This is a genomic window from ANME-2 cluster archaeon, from assembly GCA_014237145.1.
Taxonomy (GTDB): domain Archaea; phylum Halobacteriota; class Methanosarcinia; order Methanosarcinales; family Methanocomedenaceae; genus Methanocomedens_A.
Window position 1 is genome coordinate 1 of the sequence record JAAXOC010000069.1, and the last position, 21,800, is coordinate 21,800.

Consider the following 21,800-nt stretch of genomic DNA (forward strand, 5'->3'; position numbering starts at 1 on the left):
AAGTTACAAAATCCTCACCAGCTTGCTGATGACATACTATACATGTTCCAGCGCCATCATATTCCTGAATAGTGTTATGCATCCCCGCAGCAGCAGCAGTTGATACTGTTGATGCGATCAGCAGACAGAATAATAGAATAACCAAAATCCGGGGAGATTCCCTGATCTTATTTGGAATGGTTTTTTTTCTAATCTTCATTTATTTATTTCACCTTTTGTTTATTAGCTATGATTTATTTTTGCTGTTTGTTTCAATTATTTCACAGCAAACGCGTCTTATCCGTTGGTCTTGGTGTTTCCACAACCAGAAACCGGAATATTGAATCGCTTTCATTAAATAAACGGTGCCAAATTCGTGCAGGACTTTTCATTGTATTTCTCCTCTGCTAACCGAGTCCCTTACACCTGATCAAGCACCTCTTTTAGGAACCTGCCTTCGCCGACGTTCGCAATCACATTTCCAAGCCTTTCACGACCCGGTTTTGTCCTATATTTTACAAACGTACTTGCAACGGCATCGATCAGTTCTGGAATCTCTTCTGTTGTACAGAATGACTTCAAAAGTATCCCATCAGCAGGTCTTCGTGCATCGTTTGCGCCGATCCACATCGTGTATCCGCGCTCCTTCTCGATAGCAGCCTCGTTCGGACAGCCCCGGATGCACCATCCACAGGATATGCACTTGTCCTTGTCGATCACAGCATTTCCGTGAACGATCGAGATCGCATCGACCCTGCAGAGTTCGGCACAACGCCCGCAACCATTACATTTCTCAGTATCGATCTCAGGACGTACCTGCCCGATAAGACCTATATCGTGGCGTTTGGCTCGCACACAGTCATTACCACAGCCCGCAATACCGATCTTCATCTTATGCGGCGTCAATTTCTGCGCAAACGCCATCGTGAGTTCTCCTGAGAGTTTCTTTGTCTCGACAAGCCCTTCTGTACAGTAGTCCATCCCAACACATGATGAGACATACCCCATCCCAATCGTTGTAAGTCCACTCGCATATATCTCGCTCATCAGTTTGTCCACATTTGTGCCGGGAACACCTTGTATCTCGACGCTCTGTCGTGTTGTAATCTCAAACGTCCCATCGCCGTACTTATTAGCAAGTTCGGCAGCTTTTGCGAGTTGATCTGCACCGATTAGTCCTGAATTTGTCTTTATCTTGACAAAGAACGTGCCCTTGGTTTCGCCCATGACACCGGGGTAGTCGGATGCCCAGTAGAACTTGACCTTCTTTCCTTCACCAAGCCGCCGTGCGAGTTCCCATTTGAACCGCTGCATCTTGAGACCCGCAAACTCCTCTATTCTGTGGAGGTCGATGTCTGGCTTTGTCTCGATATATCCTGCTTTTTCTGCGGCTTTGATTAGATCGACGCCTTTTTGCGTCCTTCCCATGAGCGTCGTCCAGCCATTGCCAGAGCCCATATATCCTGCCGAGATGTCAGAGAGTTTGGAGACTGCATCCCTGCATATCACGCAACCGTCCTGAACACAGCCCGCATTCCAGAGATCATTGAGATCAAAACCGTATTCACCTTCATCGGTCGTCACAACCAGTTCGTCGAGATGTATGACGGCTCTTCCGACCTTGTCGATGTCCACACCCTTCTCTTGCATGAACACTGCCAGCTTGTCGTAGTTGAAGTTCTCAGTGCAGAACAATCCGATGACATAAGCGATGTTCGGAACCTTGATTCTCTCGCCATTCTCGCCAACCTCAAAGCCGTGCGCCATCATGCCCGGGAAGAACTGGGTCTTCCGAACCCCGTATACGTGGCAGGGCAGCCCGATAACAGCAGCATTCGTTATATCGCCTGCATCCTTGATCGCGGAGAGCACAGGAATCGAGGAGTATCTCGAGCCGGCGGTGTCAAGCAGTTCTTCCTTTGACCTGACAACGCATGAACTCGGTTTTCCGATATCACCGGTTGCGATCACGCCATCGATCAGACCCTCGTTCATACAGTATGTCATAAGAGCAGTCACAGCGCCACCATCCTGTCCAGCTTCCTGAATTGCCGGATCGGTCGCACGCGCAGCTAGAATCGTCTCATACTGTCCAAGCAGCGATGGCGGTTTTGCTTTGAAACCAAAGATGTTTGGACCAATCTTTGAAGCAAAAGTCACAACACGCTGGCAGACATCCTTACATGCGCCCTCTCCATTTCTCGGACATTCTTCCTTCAACGCGGGACCATCCGCTTTGAACTCGATTCTGTCGTTCGGACAGACTGCAGCACATGCGCCGCAGAATGTACACAAGCCTGCATCGACGACCTCGTTTCGCAGGAACCATTTATATTCTTCATCTGTCATGATGTCACCTTCCTTGTCTGATGATGTTATATCTATAATTCACAATTGTATAAATATATTTCGTAATTCTACAACGAATATCGTCACACAATGTTTATATACTGCCAAGGTATATTGATACTCATGGGTAGCGGAGGAATTCAATGCTGGAGAAAGGAAAGCTGTGCGGACTTGCTCAATACGCTGCCTATCGATGATCTTGACATGAAGATCATTAATCTACTCAGCGAGAATGCAAGAATGAGCAATGTTGACATCGCAAACGAAATAGGTGTGAGTGAGGGAACTGTCAGGCGACGTATCAATGAAATGGTTAAAAAAGGAATCATAGAAGGATTTATTCTACTTCTCGATTGTAAGGAGGCAGAAAAATGCGTTAAGGTATTTATAAGTCTGGAAGTGGAGGATATATACATGCAAAATTTTGTAGAGCAGGTCAGGAGCCAAGATCATATCATAGCTATGTACCGGACAAATTCAAGGTTCAACATCCTATGCGAGGCGATGTTCCAGTCCGTCATTGAATTACAGGACTTTATCGACAAATATCTCACGATGGACGGAATTGTTGACTCTGACGTGAGAATGATAATCGGGTCATACAAAAAGTGCCTGTGGACAGGGATATGACATACGTACTCTTGAATGTCTGTGTATAGCACAGAATCACGAGTCGTTCACGTAAAAATGCCAGGATGAATTGAATGAGATCCTTTTACAATTAAGTGCAGGACTTTCTTTCGCAATGCATATGTATGTAGCTTAGTCACTCAACCTCGCCCTCATCATCTGGTAACTACCCGGGTCCCTGGTTCATGCCCTATGTTGCCAACACTGCCGTAATCCACTCATGGATTGACGTCCCTTCTTCTGTCCCTGCTTCTTTCCACTACTTTTATTCTGATTCTAACGAAGATTGTTAGCATCAGTACTGGTTAATAGTGATGGTATTCTTGTACCACCACCATAAGCTTTAAGGTTATTATGAATATATATTCATTAATGCCAAGACCGAGACGCCACAGACCATTGCGGATAAAGGCGTCGGCGTTGTTATCACTGGACAGGTGGGACCGAATGCGATCCAGACGCCCGGTGCTACTATTATCTCGATCGTGACTGGTGCAAGCGGCACTGTAAGCAATGCTATCGAGCAGTACAAGAGCGGCAGACTGCAGGCAGTTCCGGAGGGGGAGGGGGGCGAAAACGCTAATTATAAAAAGGTGAAGTGGGAGTTATAAAATCTATCAAAAGCAGAAAGGAAATGTCTGCATCTGCACCGCATAGAGGTAAATATGAGCTTGCTAACGTGGGTGGTCTGTTTATCACTATTGGTCGTAGTTTAGCTGAAAAGGTAATGGGTGAATAGAATATACGTAATCGTGCAGGATGAAAGAATGACAATAAAAAAGAACTTATATAGTGGCGTTAATGCTTCAAAGAATTCAACCCTTGCATTAGTCTTTCTTGCAGCTTTAAAAGGTATCGTTGGCTTATATTCGGGAAGCACTGCCCTGATCGCTGATGCGGTTCATACATCATTGGATATTTTCACATCACTTGCCGTGTGGGTTGGATTCAAGCTCAGCCTGAAAAGCAGCGGGGAGAAGTTTCCATATGGCTATTATAAGGCAGAAAACCTGGTTGCACTTTTCGTCTCAGTAATAATCCTCGTCTCAGGAGTCGAACTTGTGCGCGAGGCACTTGTAAGCATTAAAGATCCTGCCGAAATAGGGCTGCAGGGAATTGCGCTTGGCACAGCCGTTTTTTCGGTTTTTGTAATTTATGCTATCTATAAATACAAAGCCAGAATTGGCAGGCAGATCGATTCACAGGCCCTGATTGCAGATGCAATGCATTCATATACCGATGTTTTCAGCTCCCTTGTCGTTGTTGTTGCAATTGCCGGCTCAATGTTAGGTATGCCCTGGCTTGATAGTATCGGAGTGCTGGTAATCTCCCTGATGATATTCAAGCTTGGAATCGGGATTGCCAGGGACTCGGCATTAGTACTAATGGATGCATGGCTTGATAAGGGATCGATCACAAGGATCCGTCAGGCTGTTGGTGATATCCCAGGTGTGAATATGGTGGAGGATATCAGGCTCAGGAAATCCGGGCTGGTTGTGTTCGGGGAAATTGTGATTGAAACAGAAGGTGACGCTGATCTGAAAAGAGTAGAGATGCTTTCAGGAGAGATTAAAAGAGTTATAAAGAAAGAAATAAAGAACCTGGAACATGTGGTAGTCAATGCCAGGCCAGGGAAAATGGCAGTAGTGAGGGTTGCAGTTCCTGTAGAGGCACAAGATGGTTTGCATTCAAAGCTATCCCCGCATCTTGGTAAGGCTCCATTTTTTATCATTATAGATATTGAAGATAATAATATCAAAGGCTGGGATATTATTGAGAACCCGGCTGCCGATCTGGAAAGGAAAAAGGGTGTGAAGGCTGCGGAGTTTCTGGTAAGCCGGGATGTCAATGTTTTGATCGTACATGACATTGGTGCAGGGCCATTCTATACGCTTCACGACAACTTTGTTAAGATGCTGCAAATGCCTGACGCGGCTGGGAATGTTGAAGAGGTTGTGGATAGGGTTTGGGATTTGAATGTGGTAACTTCACCTACTTAGGGTGGGACATAAAGACGAACTTGTATTCATTGGTAATCGGTTAAGGAGTTTGAAAGAGTCGGTATGTATTATTTTCAAAAAGACCAATGATTTCATACGATTATCCAATATAATTTAAATCGAACACGGATGACATGGATTTAACGGATTTACACAGATTTATTTATACTACTCCGTAAGTATAATTTGTAATTTTATATGACTGCCACAGAGCTCACAGAGAGCACAGAGAGAGGAGTTTGGGGCGGAAAAAGCATCTCGGTGTTCTCTGTGGCAGAAAGTTAAAAAAAACATATACGGTTTAGTATATTATCCGTGCATATCCGTGTCATCCGTGCAATCTGTGTTCTATTACAATATTACTCTTAACCGATTACACATGAAATTGTATTATCTTCTGCCCCTGCCGCAAAATCGCAGAGGGAGCGGCAGTGGTTTATAAAAAAAATAGCTTATCGCTGTGAACAAAAAAGTTATCCACCCAGTGTAAAGATAATAAAAAAATAAAGGTTGTAGGTGTGGAATCACACCTACGTTGAATTGTTTGTATTTATTTTGCTGGAATGACGAATGCTCGCTCGCCAGCGCACCTGTCGTACTCTCTAAGTGCACCCTTACCGAAGCACTCCCTGACCTCGACAAAGTCGAAGTTCATGAGGTCATCGGCGAAGCATGTCTTAACCAGTGGGTTGATTGCGAAGCCATCTCCCCTGCCTGTATAGCCACCTGTACAAACGGTTGTATAACCGCCCTGGTGACCCACATTCATGGCGTAGTTGGGGTAGTTTGCTCCTCTCATCTCAGCTAACAGACCCTCATCGGACTGATAGGAGAACACGTTAGTTGCACCGCACTGATCCTGCAGATCGTATCCGAAGAAGCCCAGTCTACCGTGTGCCTCTTTATGGAGGTACATGGACAGATACCAGGCTGACAGACCGGCATTGGAGTTACCTGTTGTGATTGCGCAGGCTGCTCCGGTTGCAGTTGAGATTACAGTTGCTCTCTGGGAACCACCGAAGTGATCTTCCAGGGCTGTCGGGTAGTTTTCGTACAGTTCAAGACCGTACAGTGAACCCCAGGTACCGATATCCCTTATGATATCAATGGTTGGCTCTTTGCAGTTGCCTATGCCTGTACCATATGTATCCCAGCCATACTCGGTGTCTGCATACAGGTTGTCATCAACAGTGTTGTTGGTATATGCTGCTGTTGCATACATAGTGAAACCGACACCACCGCTCATGTAACCACCGAGCCATATCTGGTCGTACAGCATCATTGCTGCTGCACAGGTCTCAAGAGCGATCTTACATGGATCGTCCCTGAACTTCCTTGAGGTCTGTACGATATCGCACATATGACCGAAGGAAAGACCACCGGGCTCGTTAGGTCCTCTTGCCCGCCTTGCGGGAAGCATCTCTGACATCTCTATCAGGCCAGCGTGCTTTGCTGTGAATGCCAGATCAGCGACTGCTGCCTCACCAGCGCACATATGATATGCACTGATGAATGACATACCGACCTGCATTGCCATCCACCTGGATGTCTGGCCACCATCAGCAGTCCTTGAGACTACTGTTGGGATATGCACTGCCTGGAATGAAGACTTGCCTATTGAAGCTTTGATCTGGGCTGCATGGTCTGGTCTGAACATCTTGTCGATGTCGATCACGAACTGGGGATCCAGTTCGTCTTTCAGGGCATCGTCACCTGTGAAGACCTTTACATAGCAGTCATCCACCATTGCGGGGTGGGTCTCAACCATGTGTTCCTGGACGATAGCTGCACCAGGCATTGCGTGGTTCAGTACTTCCAGATAGTAGTTGATACTCTCAGGTGTGACTTCCTTGCCCAGCCTCTTTTCTAGAGTCTCATGAGCCAGGTCCAGACCTACGACGCAGGTTCTCCTGATGTCATCCCATTCCTGCTGCATTGCAGCATTGTTGACATAGTGGAGGTCGTCGCCATCACATACAATATCTGTTCCGCCAAGGGTATACGGGGTCAACTGTCTCTGACCCAGTGGGATACCAGCCAGGTGAAGCAGGGGATCATATGCCTGTAGACCACGCTTCTTTGTGATCTCTGCACCGATCTTGGCCATCTCCATCTTCCTTGGGTTCTGCGCAGTACCCAGTCTCAGGTACTTTGCTGTGGTTTGCTGGATGTCGTCAGCCTGCTGGTTGCTGCCCCATTCCTTGCCGTATTTTACTTCCATTGCAGTTACGAAGTGCTTTTTGGCAGTAGCTTCGTTATTAAAATTTTCTGTTGCCATTTATATCACCTCAATTATTTGGGCTGATACCCATATATGGTTCTCAGTTCCCAGATTTTCTGCAGCCATTCAATAGCTTCAGGATCGTCTCTGTAGGCCACGTTACCAACTCTGTAGAATGTGGTCTTCTTATTTGCCTCGGCAGTGGTCATGGGCTTGCCCAGATTGACCTTCCTGTCAAGAGGAACACCTACCTGATCCTTATCCTGGATGATAACATCACCCTCAAGTCTGCGCCTGTCGATCATATCAAACATGACACCATCTTCCTGCAGTCTGCAAGAGTGACCGTGCACGGTTGCGCCTCTAAGGCCAGCAAGACCCGGACATGTCATATCAGTTTCCATCTGTTCCTTGGCAACTGCTTCCATATCTCTCTCTCGAGCCTCGACAACCTGCCTGCCGGACAGTGTACCGGGGTCCACACCTCTGTGGTTGATCGCAGCGTGGTATGATCTCCAGTATGGCACTGCTGGTGCATTATACATGGAGTCTGCCCACTGGACGTACCTTACCCGGTCGCCTGCTGCTGTACCTGGTGTTGGGGTTACCATCTGTCTAACTGGGCAATCAGGTTCACCCATCTCTGCAAGAGGTGGATGTGTACTTGGGTAGTCACTACCTGGTGCTCTGTGGCCAAGACAAGCGGTCAAATCTTCATCAGAGATCTCTCTGACTTTTTGAACGTTGTTTGACATGTGGTTTCTTCTATTCTCAGCAACGGAAGTGCTGCCGGGATAATATTGTGGTTTATATGCCATAATATTTCATCTCCTTAATTATTTAGTGGATTAATGGTCTTTACGTATTTCACAATTCTGTTGAGGTTCTCCCTTGAACAGGTTTCACCTCTTGTGATTCCGCTTACGATTTCCATGACTGTTCCTTTGGTCTGAATATTCTCAGTCCTTGGTTTAACAAGCCTGGTTTTAATTCCTGCTTCAGCGAACTGCTCAAAATCGATTGGATTCTGGCAGGCAACTACGGTTGGAATGTCCACTTGCTTGAGGACAAATTGTGTCTTACTAATTACATGTGAATCAATATTGCCCAGATGCAGTAACAGGAGTTTATGCCTTTCTATCTGTGCAAATTCCTTTGAGGACATACCGAATTTTGGTCCGTACCCCATGATGCTCTGTCCCGAAAGATCCTCTGGAACACCAGCACCTGAATTTAACACCAGCACACTTACCTGAATACCTTCTCTCCTGAGCCCGTATGTGATCTCACATACCGGTTTTGTGATATGACGCCGTCCGGGAGTCATTGCGACTGCAATAACATCAGGCCTGCCGGTTTCGGATAATGTGCCTCTCTGTGCGAGACCACCACCTCTACCAAGACCCATGCTTTCCCTACAATCGACACACTGTGTTTCTCTTCCGAACATAATCACTCATCTTCTGATTCCAGTATACAAATACGGTCTTTGGGATCTGCCTTGGGATCGACCAATCCAAGAAGCCGTTCATCATCAAGATTGATGGACTCGTCTTCTTTGCTCTTGAAACCGTATTTGGCATAGTCTACCAAGGTTGCTTTCCTGCGAATGAAGAATCCTTGCCTGAATTCAAACGGGAAAGGTAGGTTTTCTTCTGCAACTTTGCGTATATTCTCCTTGACAGACCTATCCTCAATTTCTACCTGGATCCGGCCCACTCTAACGTTCAGTTCAAATGCATGACCTGAAACATTGATTATTCGCCGGTCCGGGTGGTCTACCGGAGCGCCTGTTCCGGGTCCGCATGATACCTGCCTTGGCAGGCTTGGACCCTGGATCAACATACGAATTACTCCGGGTACCTTATCAATACCGTTCAGCAGCTTTTCAGCCGTGCTGGGCATCAATACCTTTTGTGGAAAAATTTCAACCTGAATTGGTTTTTTAGTAACTGAAGCGTTTCTGACCATAAATTTAATCCTCTAATGTTCTTACACCGCTCCTGCGACTGCCTTGATTGGCTCTCTGAATTCGTCAACCGATCCGAATGTTTCACCGACAAGTCCGGATGTCATTTCAGGTGTGAACATCTGGACACCAGCGTCAAGTGATACTGATGCTGCTACGCATGGGATAGCAAATCCTCGGGAGTGCCTGGTAACTACGTGGTTACCGTTGAACACACCAGGACCGCCGCCGCCATAGATAGAGTGACTGAAGAAGGAGAATCCTACTGCAGTACCCTGGACTTTACCCCAGTCGCATCCTGGCAGACCTGTCTCTTTCTCAATTATGTCGTTGAAATACAACAATGTTGAGGAAGTGTGCTGTGGTGATCTTCCTGCACCGCAGTTAACCAAGTTTGCTGCAAGGGTTCCGGCTGCGCAATATGCGTTCCACATGGATACATCATTTGCTTTATACATCTGGTATCCTGAGCCCATTTTCTTATCAGGTGCAATTACACCATCTTCAATTCCGCGCTCAACGATTGAGTGCACGACTGTACCGATAGTACCGGTTGCGCCGTTTGCCTTGGTTGTGCCATAGACAAGGTTGTCTGCATTCAGGTTCTGGTATGCCAGACCGAGAAGCTGGTTCCTCTCGAACATTCCGAGAGCATTACCCATCTCAAACACACCGGCCTGCTCATATATTCCTGACAGGGCTGCTGTGTTCATTGCGTTCTTCTTTGTTACAGCTGCCAGGTGGTTTGCCATGATGTTCCTCAGTGAATGGCCGAGACCCTCATCTTTCTGGGGGATCTCAAGGATGGACTTGACGTTACCGCCAGCCAGATCCATTGTCTGGGGATACTGGCCCATGATCGCTGCCTTAACTTCCGGAACATTGAACATGTTCAGGTCGAAAGTATCAATCATTGCCTGTATGGTTCCCATTGATGCACATGTCAGGGAAGACACATATTCTGCGCCTGCCTCGATACGGGCGGATGGTACCTGTACCAGCATCTGTTTGCCGCCATTGAGTGATTTCACGTTTGTGTCATCACCGGCGTCTACTTTTATAAGATCAGCTACTTTAGCTACGATCCCATCGGCGTTCTTGACCACATCGAAATTCATTGCCTTTTTAGGAACTTGTCGGCCTTTGCCGCCAAACCTTCCTGCTGCAAGTGCCTTCTCGATTCCGGCCAGATCCACGGCTGCTGTCCGCTTTGTGTCGTGGATAATTTTCTTAATAGCTTTGTTCCTGAGGGGACTTATTGCTCCAAGGTCGACATCTCCTTTGAGTTTAGCTCCTCTGTCGCTATATAGGTCTATTTTGTCAGCCACGTTTATTTTTCCTCCTATACTTTTTCAGAAAACCGTTGTTGTCCGATACAATGAGAAAAACAAACAGAAGCTTGTTGAATTTAAACTCAAAAAGGTATAATAAAGAGTTTAAAAATATCCAAAAGTTTTGTTGTTTGTTCTATTGTACTCCAACATCGTATCAACCAACCACTACAGTTTACTGTACTACTCTTGTATTCTACGACAATATTTAAAGGTTACGGATGGTTACGGATTAATCATTATATTAATTAAAAATTTTGTATCTATGGAACAAAATTCAACCAAACACTTGACCAAAAATGTACTTACATAGTGTATATAGAAAACTATATCAATTAGAATACTTTCGCTAAAGAAGACTTCAAGTAATATATGGTTATATGGTCTGAATTACCAAAAAAATGAGATGATTCAGATGGAACTACTTGCTGATGTCGGGGGTCGCCCCGGATACGATTGTATGGGTTTTTGTAAATACTGTTATTTCAAAGGTGTAAAAGAGGTCCCTGCATTCGGATGTCAACATTGCCCTCCCTACCAGAAAGGATGTCAATATTGCACTGAAAGTGTAAAGGAATCCTATCCTGGTTTCAAACCAGTCCAGATGGTTGTCCAGAGTATAAACCAGACACTCCGGTTCAACAAGGGAGAAATAGAACGAATCACAATTAGCGGTGGCGGGGATGTAAGCTGTTATCCTGACCTTGAGGTACTGACACAGATGCTGACACAGCTTGAGGCACCTATACACCTTGGATATACCAGTGGAAAGGGATTCACAAGAGGTGATGAAGCCGAGTACTACCTCGACAGTGGCGTCACAGAAGTATCCTTCACTGTATTTGCTACTGATCCGGCACTACGCAGGGAATATATGCACGATAAAACACCTGAAGCTGCCCTCACCAATCTCGAACTATTCTGCGGCCGCTCAGATGTTTATGCTGCAGCTGTGCTGATACCCGGCGTCAATGACGGAGATGTGCTCAGAAAGACCTGTGATGACCTGGAAGCCATGGGTGCAAAAGGCCTGATACTAATGAGGTTCGCAAATACCTTTGACCAGGGACTTATCCTGGACAATGCCCCGATAATACCTGTTATTGAGGCTCATTCAGTGGAAGAGTTCCAGTCAATTGTGGAGGGGATAGCCAGAGATTATTCATTCAGGGTGACAGGAACCCCATTATTGGACCCAAAAATCGGCTCTCCGTTCGCCATATTGAATCACGAAGAGGCTTTATCAAAACTACCAAAAGTAAATAAGGAAGCCACCATACTAACCAGCCGCATATCAGCGCCGTTAATAGGGGCCATCTTTGAGCGGCTGGACTCGCCTGTAAATGTTATAGGTGTGGAAAAAGATGTGGGATGCCTGATCACCATCGGGGACATACAAAAGCTAGACCTGTCAGAAGTTAAGGAAACAGTGTTCTTCCCCGGACGGGCCTTTGTCTACGACTCTGAGATCAAGGAAGTTTTATGCAAGGACGGTGTGGACCGACTTGTGCGCAGGGGCCCGGATAAGCTGACAGTAGATGGGGAAATGAGTATTTCCATGACACAGGATGAAGTAATACAGCGGGAGATAGAGGCATTCACAGAACTTATCAATCATGTAAATGCGCTGGGCACTCCGCCTGAATAATGACTATTCTAATCGTCTTCCATCGTTGGAATCTCACACACGTCACATTCATCATTATTGCGCTTTGGGGCTGGTCTGTCAGTTGCCGGTACTTCAGTGTCCAATGCCCTGGTACCATAGGCAAGTACAGAAGCGTTGGATAAGGTTCCTGCTATAAGAATTGCATCGAATATCTCATCACGGGGTATGCCCATCCTCTTTGCCACCCTGAGGTGCATGTCCAGGCAATGGGTACAGCGAAGTGCGGCCGAGACACCAATACTGATAAGCTCAATGGTCCGATGGTCAAGCCGCTTGAACTCCCTCATTATGGAATTGTCATATAGCACCTTAGGTATCAGCAGATCAGGTTTATCTTCCATGAACTGAAGTATATAAGGTACCTCGCCGTAAATAGATTCAACTTCTTTCAGTACGGCTTTAGCAGCATCGTCCGGTTCTTTTTTTAATATCTCACCAATATCCTCAAATGCCAGAGTGCTCACCCCTGATATACAATAAAAAGTGCTGTGATGCCAAAAGACATATATTTTTGGATTTTGTTTCGATAGAAGATTTCGATAGAAAATTTCGATAGAAAATTTCGATAAAAACACTCAAAAAAAATACAACCCTAAAGAATCATTCCGACCGATATCATTTCGACAGATATTATACCGGCCGGACAAAGATTTACTCCTTAATCAGTACTGCATTCACCACACCATCCTGACCTGGACGGCTGGTTATCCGGGCATTTCCTATATCGGTCTTGACAATGCCGCCCCTGGATAAGATATTCCTTCTTACGTAGTGCTTGTTGCTTTCATTATCAACTACAGTCTCGATGGACACTTGCCTGGTTGTATTGTTTGACGGATCTGCCACATTTGCCACATTGCACCTAAGCAGGCGAACCTTCCTGTTGCCGCCCAGGGTATCCACATTTTTTCGCCTGGTTTCATCCAGGTGGGGGTCAGCTGCTTCCCGGCCCAATTCAGATTTTCTCTTACCCTTCGAGGCGATGCGCCGTCCACCTGTGAATTTACGTTTCGATCTACCTTGATACTGCATTTAATTGCTCCTTTATGATTAGAATGATAATTTTTATCCTTAAATATCTTTAACAATAATAAACATATCGCACATAATTCACTCTGGTCACCTGGTGAGGTTTTTTCATTGTGCATAGAGTATAACTTTTATCTTACAGGTAAATCCAACCGAGGGGAGGATTTTCTTGTTTCAGGGGTAATATTTATTACATAATAACCAGTTTAGAGTAAGTCCACAATCATCGTGGGCGCGTGGCCAAGCCTGGATATGGCAGCAGCCTCCTAAGCTGAAGATCGAGGGTTCAAATCCCTCTGCGCCCGTTTTTTCTTTATTTACATTTCACTTTCCTGAATTGACCATATATTATATATACCATGAATAATAATGATAAAATGTGGATACTTGCATCACCCCAAGATAGTTATCCAATATACCTACCATATTTCATGTCCTATCTATTAACTATCCCTCAATACAAATTTCCTTGCAGGTATTCATCCCCTCTTTTTTTAGTTGTAGAAAATTAGTTATATAACTAAATGGTCTTTCACTGCAATGCATGAAAGTATTTCTGTTGTATTTGACAGTGCAGGTACATTACTGCACATGTACAGGGTGGCAAAAGATACGGTCACAAGTAAATATATCGATGAAATCATCACAACTGACCTTGTAACCAAAAAACCAAGCTGTGGATTAGTGATCATCCATACCGACCCTGACAAGATCATGAACTGCCAGTCCACAAAACGAATATACGAATTCCTGACAGATAATAAGATCAGGATCGACCTTAGCTGTTCGAGCAGTCCTATCACTCTTGATGACGCAGCACAGTGCATTAAGAACGATACCTTGACCAGCATGCAGGACATCCATGATGTCGTAAATGCCATCAAGCTAAAATGCCCTGATGTTTTTTACCTGGGCATAGGATTTGTCATTGACATTGAATCCCAGGGCATAGTATATACTGTAAGCACAGCTGGCAGGCCATTTACTAATACTCCGGCTGTACTTAATACCTTAAAAAGTATGGAAATTGATGCATATATTGCTTCAGGTGACAGCATGCGTAACCTGGAGAACCTTGCCAGGTTGGTCGAAATACCTATTGAGCGTGTCTATGATGTGGCCACGCCGCAGAAGAAGGAATGGGTAATTAAATCTCTTCAAAAACAATACGATAAAGTGGTCATGGTGGGTGATGGCATCAATGACATACTGGCGTTGAGAGCTTCAGACCTGGGTGTTTTATCAATCCAGCAGACAGGTATGTGCATGGAAAAGCTTTCTTCAGAAGCCGATATCATCATCACTGATATCAAACAGATCATCAAAATAATAAACGAAATGAAACAATAGTTTTCAGAGATATCCCAGCGCATCCTCAATGCGCCCCATCTCATGCCCTGTGGTTTCCCTGCCTACAACATATCCTTTTGAATTAGCCAGCAGTCCCGACCCGACCAGCGGAGAACCCAGATTCACTGTCCCGATATCCACATGAAGTGAAAATATCTCATCCAGCCTATCAAGTTCGAATTTGCTGGCCCTGGGATGTACCAGTACCCCTTTATTGGTTACAGTAGCGGCCATCCCCACAGTATTGAGTCCGCCGATAGTGCCCCTATACACTTCCACGTCCAGGAATTCACCGATCTCTTCCACGGCCCGGTCTGGCATATTAGGATTTACAAGGGCTGCAGTATCATTCGCAAGTATATTATTACCTGCTGCCGTGAGAATGCCCTCCAGCCGTTTAACACGCACATATTTCCCGATCTCTTTTAGTTCAGCATCATTTACTCTTTTAGATATTAAGTGCCCGTTACTGTTCCCACAACACATACAACCTATAATGCTGCTCCCGTCTATAGATGTGGGAATTACATCCACATCCAGGGCACCCCCAATTACCTGTTTGAACTGCCTGTCTGCTTCCCTTGGTAATAAGATAAAATCCTCGGTGCACCTGGCATATACACCGAGGACCGAATTACCTCTAAAATTGGTCTGGTTAGCCATTTATAAAAAAAGTGATTATATCCTTAAAAAAAAGGACATTGTCAATTTCACTCGGCAGCGAGCTCGGCTTCCACGACCCCATCTTCGAACTTCATGGTCTTGACCCTGATCTTCGATGGTGGTTTCTCTGATCCACGATCCCATATTTTTTCACTGATTTCAGGATTCATCCTGATCAATTTCCTGTCAGTTTTCGTATGCCGCTCAAGATACCTGAAAACCTCACTCACTGCTTTCTTGCTGCGCTGCCAGCGGGGCACATACTTTACTGCCCTGAGTGGAATCGTATAAACCTGCTCTTCACCTGTATCTACCATGTTGTTCACCCTTTATCCAATATTCAGACTGCTGCGTCTCCAGTGCCGGCGTTTAGGATGAGTCACTACAGCCCTGTTAGTTTTGATTATGGCCCATGATGGGACCCTATGATTTTGGTTATGGGCTTTAGCCAGCCTTATCTTCTTACCTTTTGATTTTTTACTCATATTAACACACCTTCATTGATTATTGAGATATTATAAATATTTCCTGTCTGTTACGCGTGATTGTATATGTCCTGGAAATAAACGCTCCACCATACTATCACCTTCGTTATATTGTTTTCGTATAAATGACCTGAGTTCTACTTCATAATCAGCCTTTTCTACACTGTCACTTTCTCCCTGTACAACCTGTAGATGGGCGTCCACCAAAACATCAACCGCAGACCGGCCGTAGCCTGAAAGCGGACGGATATACTTGATATTGTGCCTGTCTTCCAGGCTTCTCACCTGCGCAGGGGAAAGCATAGGCACCCTATCATCCCGGCGCGTGCCGTCGGCCACGATAGTAGTGTCCGGTGTTGAACACACGGCTTCAAGTGCGCTCTGGTGAAGATAGTTGATCGCTCGTCCGGGAAACCCGTCTTCAGCCAACATTGCAGCAGCTTCTTCGATCAGGGAAGACTGTAGCATTATCACATTGTGGGGGAATCCAAGCCTGGATGCAGATTGACGTGCGAATTCATGCGTGGGCACAATACCGAAATTGATAGTTACAAGTTCCACATCGAAAAATGGTTCCAGCAGGATAGCTGCAAGGGAACTGTCCTTGCCGCTACTGAACAATACACAAGCCTTCATTTCCGGGTTATGCTCATCTCACGTTTTTTGGGTTGTAATTGAAATAAGAGATTTTTCAATTTAGCATCATCTATCTTATCCTGCAACCTACCCGATTGTCCCAGTCCAACAAGCTGTGCCTCCACACTTTGCACAAGTTCAGGCTTTGTCATCCTTAATGTATTCAATCGCTCCCTAGCTTCGGGTGTCAGGATTGAGCGTAAGATGGCCTGTTTCCTTGCTTCCATTTCGGCCATGGCCTGTTCTTGCTGGGCAGCAGCCTGTGGATCTGGCATTTGTGCCTGTTGCTGCTTTAACAATTCCATTTTTCGACGTCTAATAGCTTCCAGTTCATCTTCAGCCATCACACAACCTCCTGAAAATAATTCTATTCGGGATTACCTAATATTTATCAATACCAGGGTATTGCTCCAGCAATCCTGACTTTGCCTCATATGCAATATTATCAAGTAAGGACTGACCCTTTGGAGTAATTACCCGGCCTTTCTTCACAGATTTGACAAAACCCGCACTTTCAAGCTGTTGAAGTGCTGCCCTTATAACAGAACCGCTACCTCTTGCGTGATGTGGGGATGCTGAGCCCTTGCGCATCTTTCCGCCGTAAAAGCTCCTGAGCCTTGAAACACCGGTAGGACCATCAATGTAAATCCGGCGTACTATTGATGCACACCTGGTGTACCACCAATCCTGGTCCATTGGAGACAGTTCCTTGTGGACACCGGTCTTAACCTGTGATCCCCAATCAGGGGCTTGTACGAAATTTTCATCTTTAAGTTTCTGTGCTACATTCTTAATCAGTATATCTGCAGGAATATCATACACTGTTGTCATTATTATCCTCCATATTCATGAGATGATATTAGTAATTTATTACAAATCAAGATTATTATTGAAATCAAGATCATTATAGGGGCTTTCATTATGCAGATAAGGTTGATTAATCTATCGGCTAATATCGCATCTCTTAATAATTTTTTAATTTTGTTTTCGTATCGGAAAGTATATACTTTCCGGCAGGTTTGAAAAATGCGAACGATGTGAGCATTTCCTTAAGTTGGACCTAATGAGGGATATTGCCCGGAGATACTGGATTGTAATCTACTTTCAACATCCCATACTATTTCATACCAAAAAATATGACTATTCTACCAATGATTTATATTGTTCAAATGTATAGATAGATAAGAATTAATATGAAAGCCGTAATACTTGGAGCGGGAGAAGGATTGAGATGCCGCCCCCTTACACTCACCAGATCAAAGGTAATGTTGCCTGTGGCAAACAAGCCAATCCTGGAACATATTATTGATGCTCTTTTCAAATGCAGTATTAATGACATAATTATGGTCGTAGGATACAAAAAAGAGCGAATAATGGATCATTTTCGGGATGGAGTGGATTTTGGGGTAAATATTACTTATGTAGAGCAAAAAGGCCAGATCGGCACTGCACATGCCATAAAACAGGTGTCGTCCCATGTGGATGATGCATTCATAGTCCTAAATGGTGATAATATTATAGAAGCTGGTACTATATCTGATATCCTTGCCGGTAGATCTGGTGATGTGACTATACTGACCGTTGTCAGAGAGCATACTGAAGGATATGGTGTAGTGGTCTCTGAAAAAAACAAAGTGATGAATATCATCGAAAAGACAACAGAAGACCTGAGCCATAATGTGAATACCGGGACATATATTTTTAATCCTGATATTTTTGATTACATAGAAGCAACCTCTATTTCCGAGACTGGTGAGTATGCCATCACCGATACTATCCAGCAGATGATCGACGACGGTAAGAACGTTAACATGGTCCATTCAGAAGCCATGTGGCTGGATGCCGTACATTCCTGGGATTTACTAAAGGCAAATGCCTATCTGCTTGATCGGTTCGAACCTACAGTAAATGACTGCACAATCGAAGAAGGAGCTGTGGTCAGGGGTAGAGTAAGCATAGGTCAGGATACAGTCATTCATCCAGGTTCGTTTATCCTTGGGCCTGTAGTAATAGGAAAAAATTGCGAGATCGGTCCGAATGCAGTAGTACTTCCTTCAACTACCATTGGTAATTATTCAATTATTGAGCCGTCAGCCCTGATAAAGAACAGCATAATAATGCACGATGTCAGGGTGGGTGCATTTTCATATATATCTAATTCAATACTCGGTGCCCACAACAGTATAGGTTCCCATTTCATTACTGAAACAAAAGAGAATTTTTTTATCGAAATGAAAGGCATTCTTCACATAGCTGCCAAACTTGGTACCGTAATCGGTGACGGAAACAACATCAAACACAAGGTTTTAACCGAACCTGGCAAAATGATATCCACTGGATGCAGTATTGCATCCGGGGTAAATGTTTCCAGGTATATACCCAGGAACTCAAAAGTATTCTGAATTCTAAATGGACTGAGCAAATAATGTGCGGAATCGTAGGATATATAGGGGAGGGAGATACTGTAAATATCCTTTTAGAATCCCTCAGGAAGCTGGAATACAGGGGATATGATTCTGCCGGTATGGCTATTATTGATGATGAAGGAAAAGCAAGGATATTCAAGATAGAAGGAGAGATATCAAAACTCGAATCAATCATTCCAGGAATTTCATCCCGTGTGGGTATAGGTCATACCAGGTGGGCCACCCACGGAAGACCAACAACCCAAAATGCACATCCACATTGTTCAGGTGAAATCTGCGTGGTGCACAATGGGATCATAGAGAACTACCAGGAACTGAAAGCTGAATTGATTTCAGAGGGGTTTGTTTTCATTTCTGATACTGATACTGAAGTGCTTGCCCACCTGATCAATAAGTATTATACAGACGACCTGCGTCAGGCTGTTGGTACTGCACTGGGACATGTCCGTGGTTCCTATGCGATCGGAGTACTGAGCAATGAACATCCAGATGAACTGATAGCTGCAAGGAAGGACAGCCCATTGATCATAGGACTGGGCAAGAATGAGAATTTTATAGCCTCTGATATTCCCGCCATCCTGAAATACACTAAACGGATCATATATATTGACAACATGGAGCTCATTTCAGTAAAACAGGATTCGGTCCGGGTATTCGACATGGAAGGTAACCCATTGGAAAAAGAGGAAAACATAATAGAATGGGACCTGGAAGCTGCTGAAAAGGCCGGTTATCCCCACTTTATGTTAAAGGAGATACACGAACAGACAAGGTCCATACATGAGACCATGACAGGGCGTCTGCATGAACTTGAAGGAGATGTCAACTTCGAGGAACTGGGACTTAACCGTAATGAGATCAGGCAGTTCCAGAGGATCGAGATCATTGCTTGCGGTACGTCATATAATGCCGGGTTGCTGGGCAAGTACCTGTTTGAAGGACTGGCTGGCATACATACTGATGTGGATACAGGTTCTGAGTTCAGGTATTCCAGCCCGGTACTTGCCCCATCTACCCTGGTAATCGCGATCACCCAGTCCGGTGAGACCGCAGATACGCTTGCGGCCATACGCGAGGCAGAATCATACGGCTGTATGACGCTGGCAATCACAAACGTGATAGGCAGTACTATTTCCAGGGATACATCCCATACTATCTACACCAGGGCCGGGCCTGAGATCGGCGTGGCTGCCACGAAGTCATTCACTTCACAACTGGTGGTGCTGTACTTGCTGGCTATCCATTTTGCGAGAGCAAGGTCCAGGATGGATGTTGACAGGGCAAGGATGCTAATGTCAGAACTTCGCAAGATTCCCGGACATGTAAGCCGTATCCTTGAAGATGTCGGAACTATCCATGAATGTGCATCAATGTTTGTCAAAGCTAAAAATTATTTCTTTATCGGTCGCAATATCAATTATCCTGTGGCACTGGAAGGCGCTCTTAAACTGAAGGAGATTTCATATATCCATGCCGAGGGATATGCAGCCGGAGAGTTGAAACACGGGCCACTTGCCCTGATTTCAAAGGACGTACCAGTAGTGGCCATTGCTCCACAGGGTCATACATATGATAAAATACTCAGTAATATCAAAGAAGTAACGGCAAGGGATGCTTCAGTAATTGCTATAGTAGATTGCGACGACTATTGTGAGATTGAGAAATTTGCGGATTTTGTAATTCCCATCCCAAAGACTGATGAGATGCTGACTCCACTACTTTCTTCTGTGGTTGTCCAGCTACTGGCTTATTATACAGCACTGGAACTGAAATGTTCCATTGATAAGCCCAGGAACCTTGCCAAGAGCGTTACAGTGGAATAGGTGATGTAATGAGATTATTCGGTTCTTCGGGAATAAGGGGAATTACCAATGTTGATGTCACGCCGGAACTGGCACTCAATGTAGCAAAAGCTGTAGGAAAGGGTTGCTCGTGTGCTGTTATAGCACGGGACCCAAGGGTGGCCGGGATGATGATAGAAGAAGCTTTTGCAGCCGGCCTGATGTCTGCCGGGTGTGATGTTACCCGGTTAGGTATGCTACCCACGCCCACCCTTGCATATGGTGCCAGGAACTACAGTTTGGGGATTATGATAACTGCGTCACATAATCCTGCAGAATATGTGGGGATGAAACTATGGAATCCTGATGGAATGGCCTTTGACAGCCGGCAGCAGGAAGGGATAGAAGAGGCTGTAGCATCATCCAAATATTTACTTGCGAAATGGGATGGGATCGGTGATATAAACATCTACGGAAATGCTGTTGAGGACCATATAAAAGCTATAATGAAACATTCAGGTGATTTGCAGGGTCTAAGGGTCGTGATTGACTGCGGCAACGGGGCCGGGTCAGTGATCACACCTTTCCTGCTTCGAAGGCTGGGGTGCCGGGTACTTGCATTGAACTCCAACCCGGACGGTCATTTCCGTGCAAGGAACCCGGAACCAATAGAGGAGAATTTAGGGCTTCTTATGCAGACTGTAAAAGATTGGGGTGCGGATCTGGGTATAGCCCATGATGGTGATGCCGACCGGATGATGGCTGTAGATGATAAGGGCAGGTTCGTGGGCGGCGACCAGTTACTCGCGATCTTTGCTGCTCATGAAGAGGCTGACAGTATAGTTGTTCCTGTGGATACATCCATGATAGTGGATGATGCCCTCCCAGATACCCGTATCATTCGAAGCAGGGTTGGTGACGTTTACGTGGCCGAGGCAATGAAAAAGGAAGGAGGCGCTTTTGGAGGCGAACCCTCAGGAAGCTGGATATTCCCCCGAATTTCCTTTTGCCCGGACGGCATATATGCTGCTGTGAGATTAATAGAGATCATGGGCACCCGGAAACTTTCTGAAATTGTTGATGAATTGCCTATGTACCAGACCAGGAGGATCGGTATAGCCTGTCCTGACCAGCGAAAAGAGGGGGCAATGGCAGAGATCGCAGGTGAATTATCTTCCCTTGGAAAGGTCAGTACCATTGATGGGATCAGGGTGGCTACCGGGAACGGATGGGTGCTGGTCAGGCCATCAGGTACAGAGCCCAAGATACGGGTGACTGCCGA

At 45.3% G+C, this 21,800-nt stretch carries 23 protein-coding genes and 1 tRNA gene; 9 read left to right on the forward strand and 15 right to left on the reverse strand.

Translation table 11 applies throughout. The features are described from left to right. Together HF974_09050 and HF974_09055 are read right to left on the reverse strand one after the other, a co-directional pair. Positions 1-199 (reverse strand): hypothetical protein (locus tag HF974_09050; protein ID MBC2698459.1); only part of this gene is annotated, 199 nt, incomplete at its 3' end. 200 nt (positions 200-399) lie between these two features. After that, positions 400-2,328 (reverse strand): 4Fe-4S binding protein, encoded by a 1,929-nt coding sequence (locus HF974_09055; protein ID MBC2698460.1) that lies wholly within the window; start codon positions 2,326-2,328, stop codon positions 400-402. Positions 2,329-2,451: 123 nt separating this feature from the next. Here HF974_09055 and HF974_09060 point away from each other — a divergent pair, with 123 nt between their 5' ends. The 3 genes from HF974_09060 (at position 2,452) to HF974_09070 (ending at position 4,958) form a co-directional block, all read left to right on the forward strand. Further along, positions 2,452-2,958, forward strand: coding sequence for an Lrp/AsnC family transcriptional regulator (locus HF974_09060; GenBank protein ID MBC2698461.1), 507 nt, complete (start codon positions 2,452-2,454; stop codon positions 2,956-2,958). Positions 2,959-3,320: 362 nt separating this feature from the next. Further along, on the forward strand, positions 3,321-3,569 hold the full coding sequence (locus HF974_09065) for a hypothetical protein (protein MBC2698462.1): 249 nt from the start codon (positions 3,321-3,323) through the stop codon (positions 3,567-3,569). 156 nt (positions 3,570-3,725) lie between these two features. Then, the gene (locus HF974_09070) at positions 3,726-4,958 is read left to right on the forward strand and encodes a cation diffusion facilitator family transporter (GenBank protein ID MBC2698463.1); all 1,233 of its coding nucleotides are present in this window, start codon (positions 3,726-3,728) and stop codon (positions 4,956-4,958) included. Positions 4,959-5,508: 550 nt separating this feature from the next. Here the strand turns inward: HF974_09070 and mcrA are convergent. Genes mcrA through mcrB form a run of 5 tightly spaced genes read right to left on the reverse strand, consistent with a single transcriptional unit; the run spans position 5,509 to position 10,476 of the window. Beyond that, a complete protein-coding gene (gene mcrA, locus HF974_09075; GenBank protein ID MBC2698464.1) occupies positions 5,509-7,236 on the reverse strand; it encodes a coenzyme-B sulfoethylthiotransferase subunit alpha in 1,728 nt (575 codons plus the stop codon). Positions 7,237-7,250: 14 nt separating this feature from the next. Beyond that, positions 7,251-7,997 carry a coenzyme-B sulfoethylthiotransferase subunit gamma gene (mcrG, locus tag HF974_09080; protein MBC2698465.1) on the reverse strand — a complete coding sequence of 249 codons (747 nt, stop codon included), beginning with the start codon at positions 7,995-7,997 and terminating at the stop codon, positions 7,251-7,253. A 14-nt stretch (positions 7,998-8,011) separates the two neighbouring features. Beyond that, a complete protein-coding gene (mcrC, locus tag HF974_09085) occupies positions 8,012-8,632 on the reverse strand; it encodes a methyl-coenzyme M reductase I operon protein C (protein MBC2698466.1) in 621 nt (206 codons plus the stop codon). Further along, on the reverse strand, positions 8,632-9,150 hold the full coding sequence (gene mcrD / locus HF974_09090; protein ID MBC2698467.1) for a methyl-coenzyme M reductase operon protein D: 519 nt from the start codon (positions 9,148-9,150) through the stop codon (positions 8,632-8,634). The genes mcrC and mcrD overlap by 1 nt, the downstream gene beginning before the upstream one ends. Positions 9,151-9,171: 21 nt before the next feature. Next, entirely contained in the window at positions 9,172-10,476 is a 1,305-nt protein-coding gene (gene mcrB, locus HF974_09095) for a coenzyme-B sulfoethylthiotransferase subunit beta (GenBank protein ID MBC2698468.1), read from the reverse strand. 418 nt (positions 10,477-10,894) lie between these two features. Here mcrB and mmp10 point away from each other — a divergent pair, with 418 nt between their 5' ends. Further along, complete coding sequence (mmp10, locus tag HF974_09100) at positions 10,895-12,127, forward strand: methyl coenzyme M reductase-arginine methyltransferase Mmp10 (GenBank protein MBC2698469.1); 1,233 nt, start codon at positions 10,895-10,897, stop codon at positions 12,125-12,127. An 8-nt stretch (positions 12,128-12,135) separates the two neighbouring features. Here mmp10 and HF974_09105 read toward each other — a convergent pair whose 3' ends face one another. Beyond that, positions 12,136-12,603, reverse strand: coding sequence for a carboxymuconolactone decarboxylase family protein (locus HF974_09105; protein ID MBC2698470.1), 468 nt, complete (start codon positions 12,601-12,603; stop codon positions 12,136-12,138). A gap of 196 nt (positions 12,604-12,799) precedes the next feature. Next, positions 12,800-13,180, reverse strand: coding sequence for a 30S ribosomal protein S8e (locus HF974_09110; protein ID MBC2698471.1), 381 nt, complete (start codon positions 13,178-13,180; stop codon positions 12,800-12,802). Between the two features lie 227 nt (positions 13,181-13,407). On the opposite strand from HF974_09110, the gene HF974_09115 reads away from it, so the two are divergent. Then, positions 13,408-13,482, forward strand: a tRNA-Arg gene (locus HF974_09115). Positions 13,483-13,717: 235 nt separating this feature from the next. Further along, on the forward strand, positions 13,718-14,527 hold the full coding sequence (locus tag HF974_09120) for an HAD family hydrolase (GenBank protein ID MBC2698472.1): 810 nt from the start codon (positions 13,718-13,720) through the stop codon (positions 14,525-14,527). Positions 14,528-14,530: 3 nt separating this feature from the next. Here HF974_09120 and HF974_09125 read toward each other — a convergent pair whose 3' ends face one another. Genes HF974_09125 through HF974_09150 form a run of 6 tightly spaced genes read right to left on the reverse strand, consistent with a single transcriptional unit; the run spans position 14,531 to position 17,142 of the window. Beyond that, entirely contained in the window at positions 14,531-15,190 is a 660-nt protein-coding gene (locus tag HF974_09125; GenBank protein ID MBC2698473.1) for a translation initiation factor IF-6, read from the reverse strand. Between the two features lie 47 nt (positions 15,191-15,237). Continuing rightward, complete coding sequence (locus HF974_09130; protein MBC2698474.1) at positions 15,238-15,507, reverse strand: 50S ribosomal protein L31e; 270 nt, start codon at positions 15,505-15,507, stop codon at positions 15,238-15,240. A 12-nt stretch (positions 15,508-15,519) separates the two neighbouring features. Beyond that, positions 15,520-15,675, reverse strand: a complete 156-nt coding sequence (locus HF974_09135) for a 50S ribosomal protein L39e (GenBank protein ID MBC2698475.1) — start codon at positions 15,673-15,675, stop codon at positions 15,520-15,522. A gap of 30 nt (positions 15,676-15,705) precedes the next feature. Then, complete coding sequence (locus HF974_09140; protein MBC2698476.1) at positions 15,706-16,311, reverse strand: alpha hydrolase; 606 nt, start codon at positions 16,309-16,311, stop codon at positions 15,706-15,708. Then, on the reverse strand, positions 16,308-16,655 hold the full coding sequence (locus tag HF974_09145; protein ID MBC2698477.1) for a DNA-binding protein: 348 nt from the start codon (positions 16,653-16,655) through the stop codon (positions 16,308-16,310). Before HF974_09145 ends, HF974_09140 begins: the two co-directional genes overlap by 4 nt. A gap of 37 nt (positions 16,656-16,692) precedes the next feature. Further along, positions 16,693-17,142 (reverse strand): 30S ribosomal protein S19e, encoded by a 450-nt coding sequence (locus HF974_09150; protein ID MBC2698478.1) that lies wholly within the window; start codon positions 17,140-17,142, stop codon positions 16,693-16,695. A 362-nt stretch (positions 17,143-17,504) separates the two neighbouring features. Between HF974_09150 and HF974_09155 the strand changes: the two genes are divergently transcribed. From HF974_09155 to glmM, 3 genes are all read left to right on the forward strand, one after another. Then, complete coding sequence (locus tag HF974_09155; GenBank protein ID MBC2698479.1) at positions 17,505-18,713, forward strand: NTP transferase domain-containing protein; 1,209 nt, start codon at positions 17,505-17,507, stop codon at positions 18,711-18,713. A gap of 23 nt (positions 18,714-18,736) precedes the next feature. Beyond that, complete coding sequence (glmS, locus tag HF974_09160; GenBank protein ID MBC2698480.1) at positions 18,737-20,560, forward strand: glutamine--fructose-6-phosphate transaminase (isomerizing); 1,824 nt, start codon at positions 18,737-18,739, stop codon at positions 20,558-20,560. Between the two features lie 8 nt (positions 20,561-20,568). Continuing rightward, the coding region (gene glmM / locus HF974_09165; protein ID MBC2698481.1) for a phosphoglucosamine mutase at positions 20,569-21,800 on the forward strand (1,232 nt) is incomplete at its 3' end.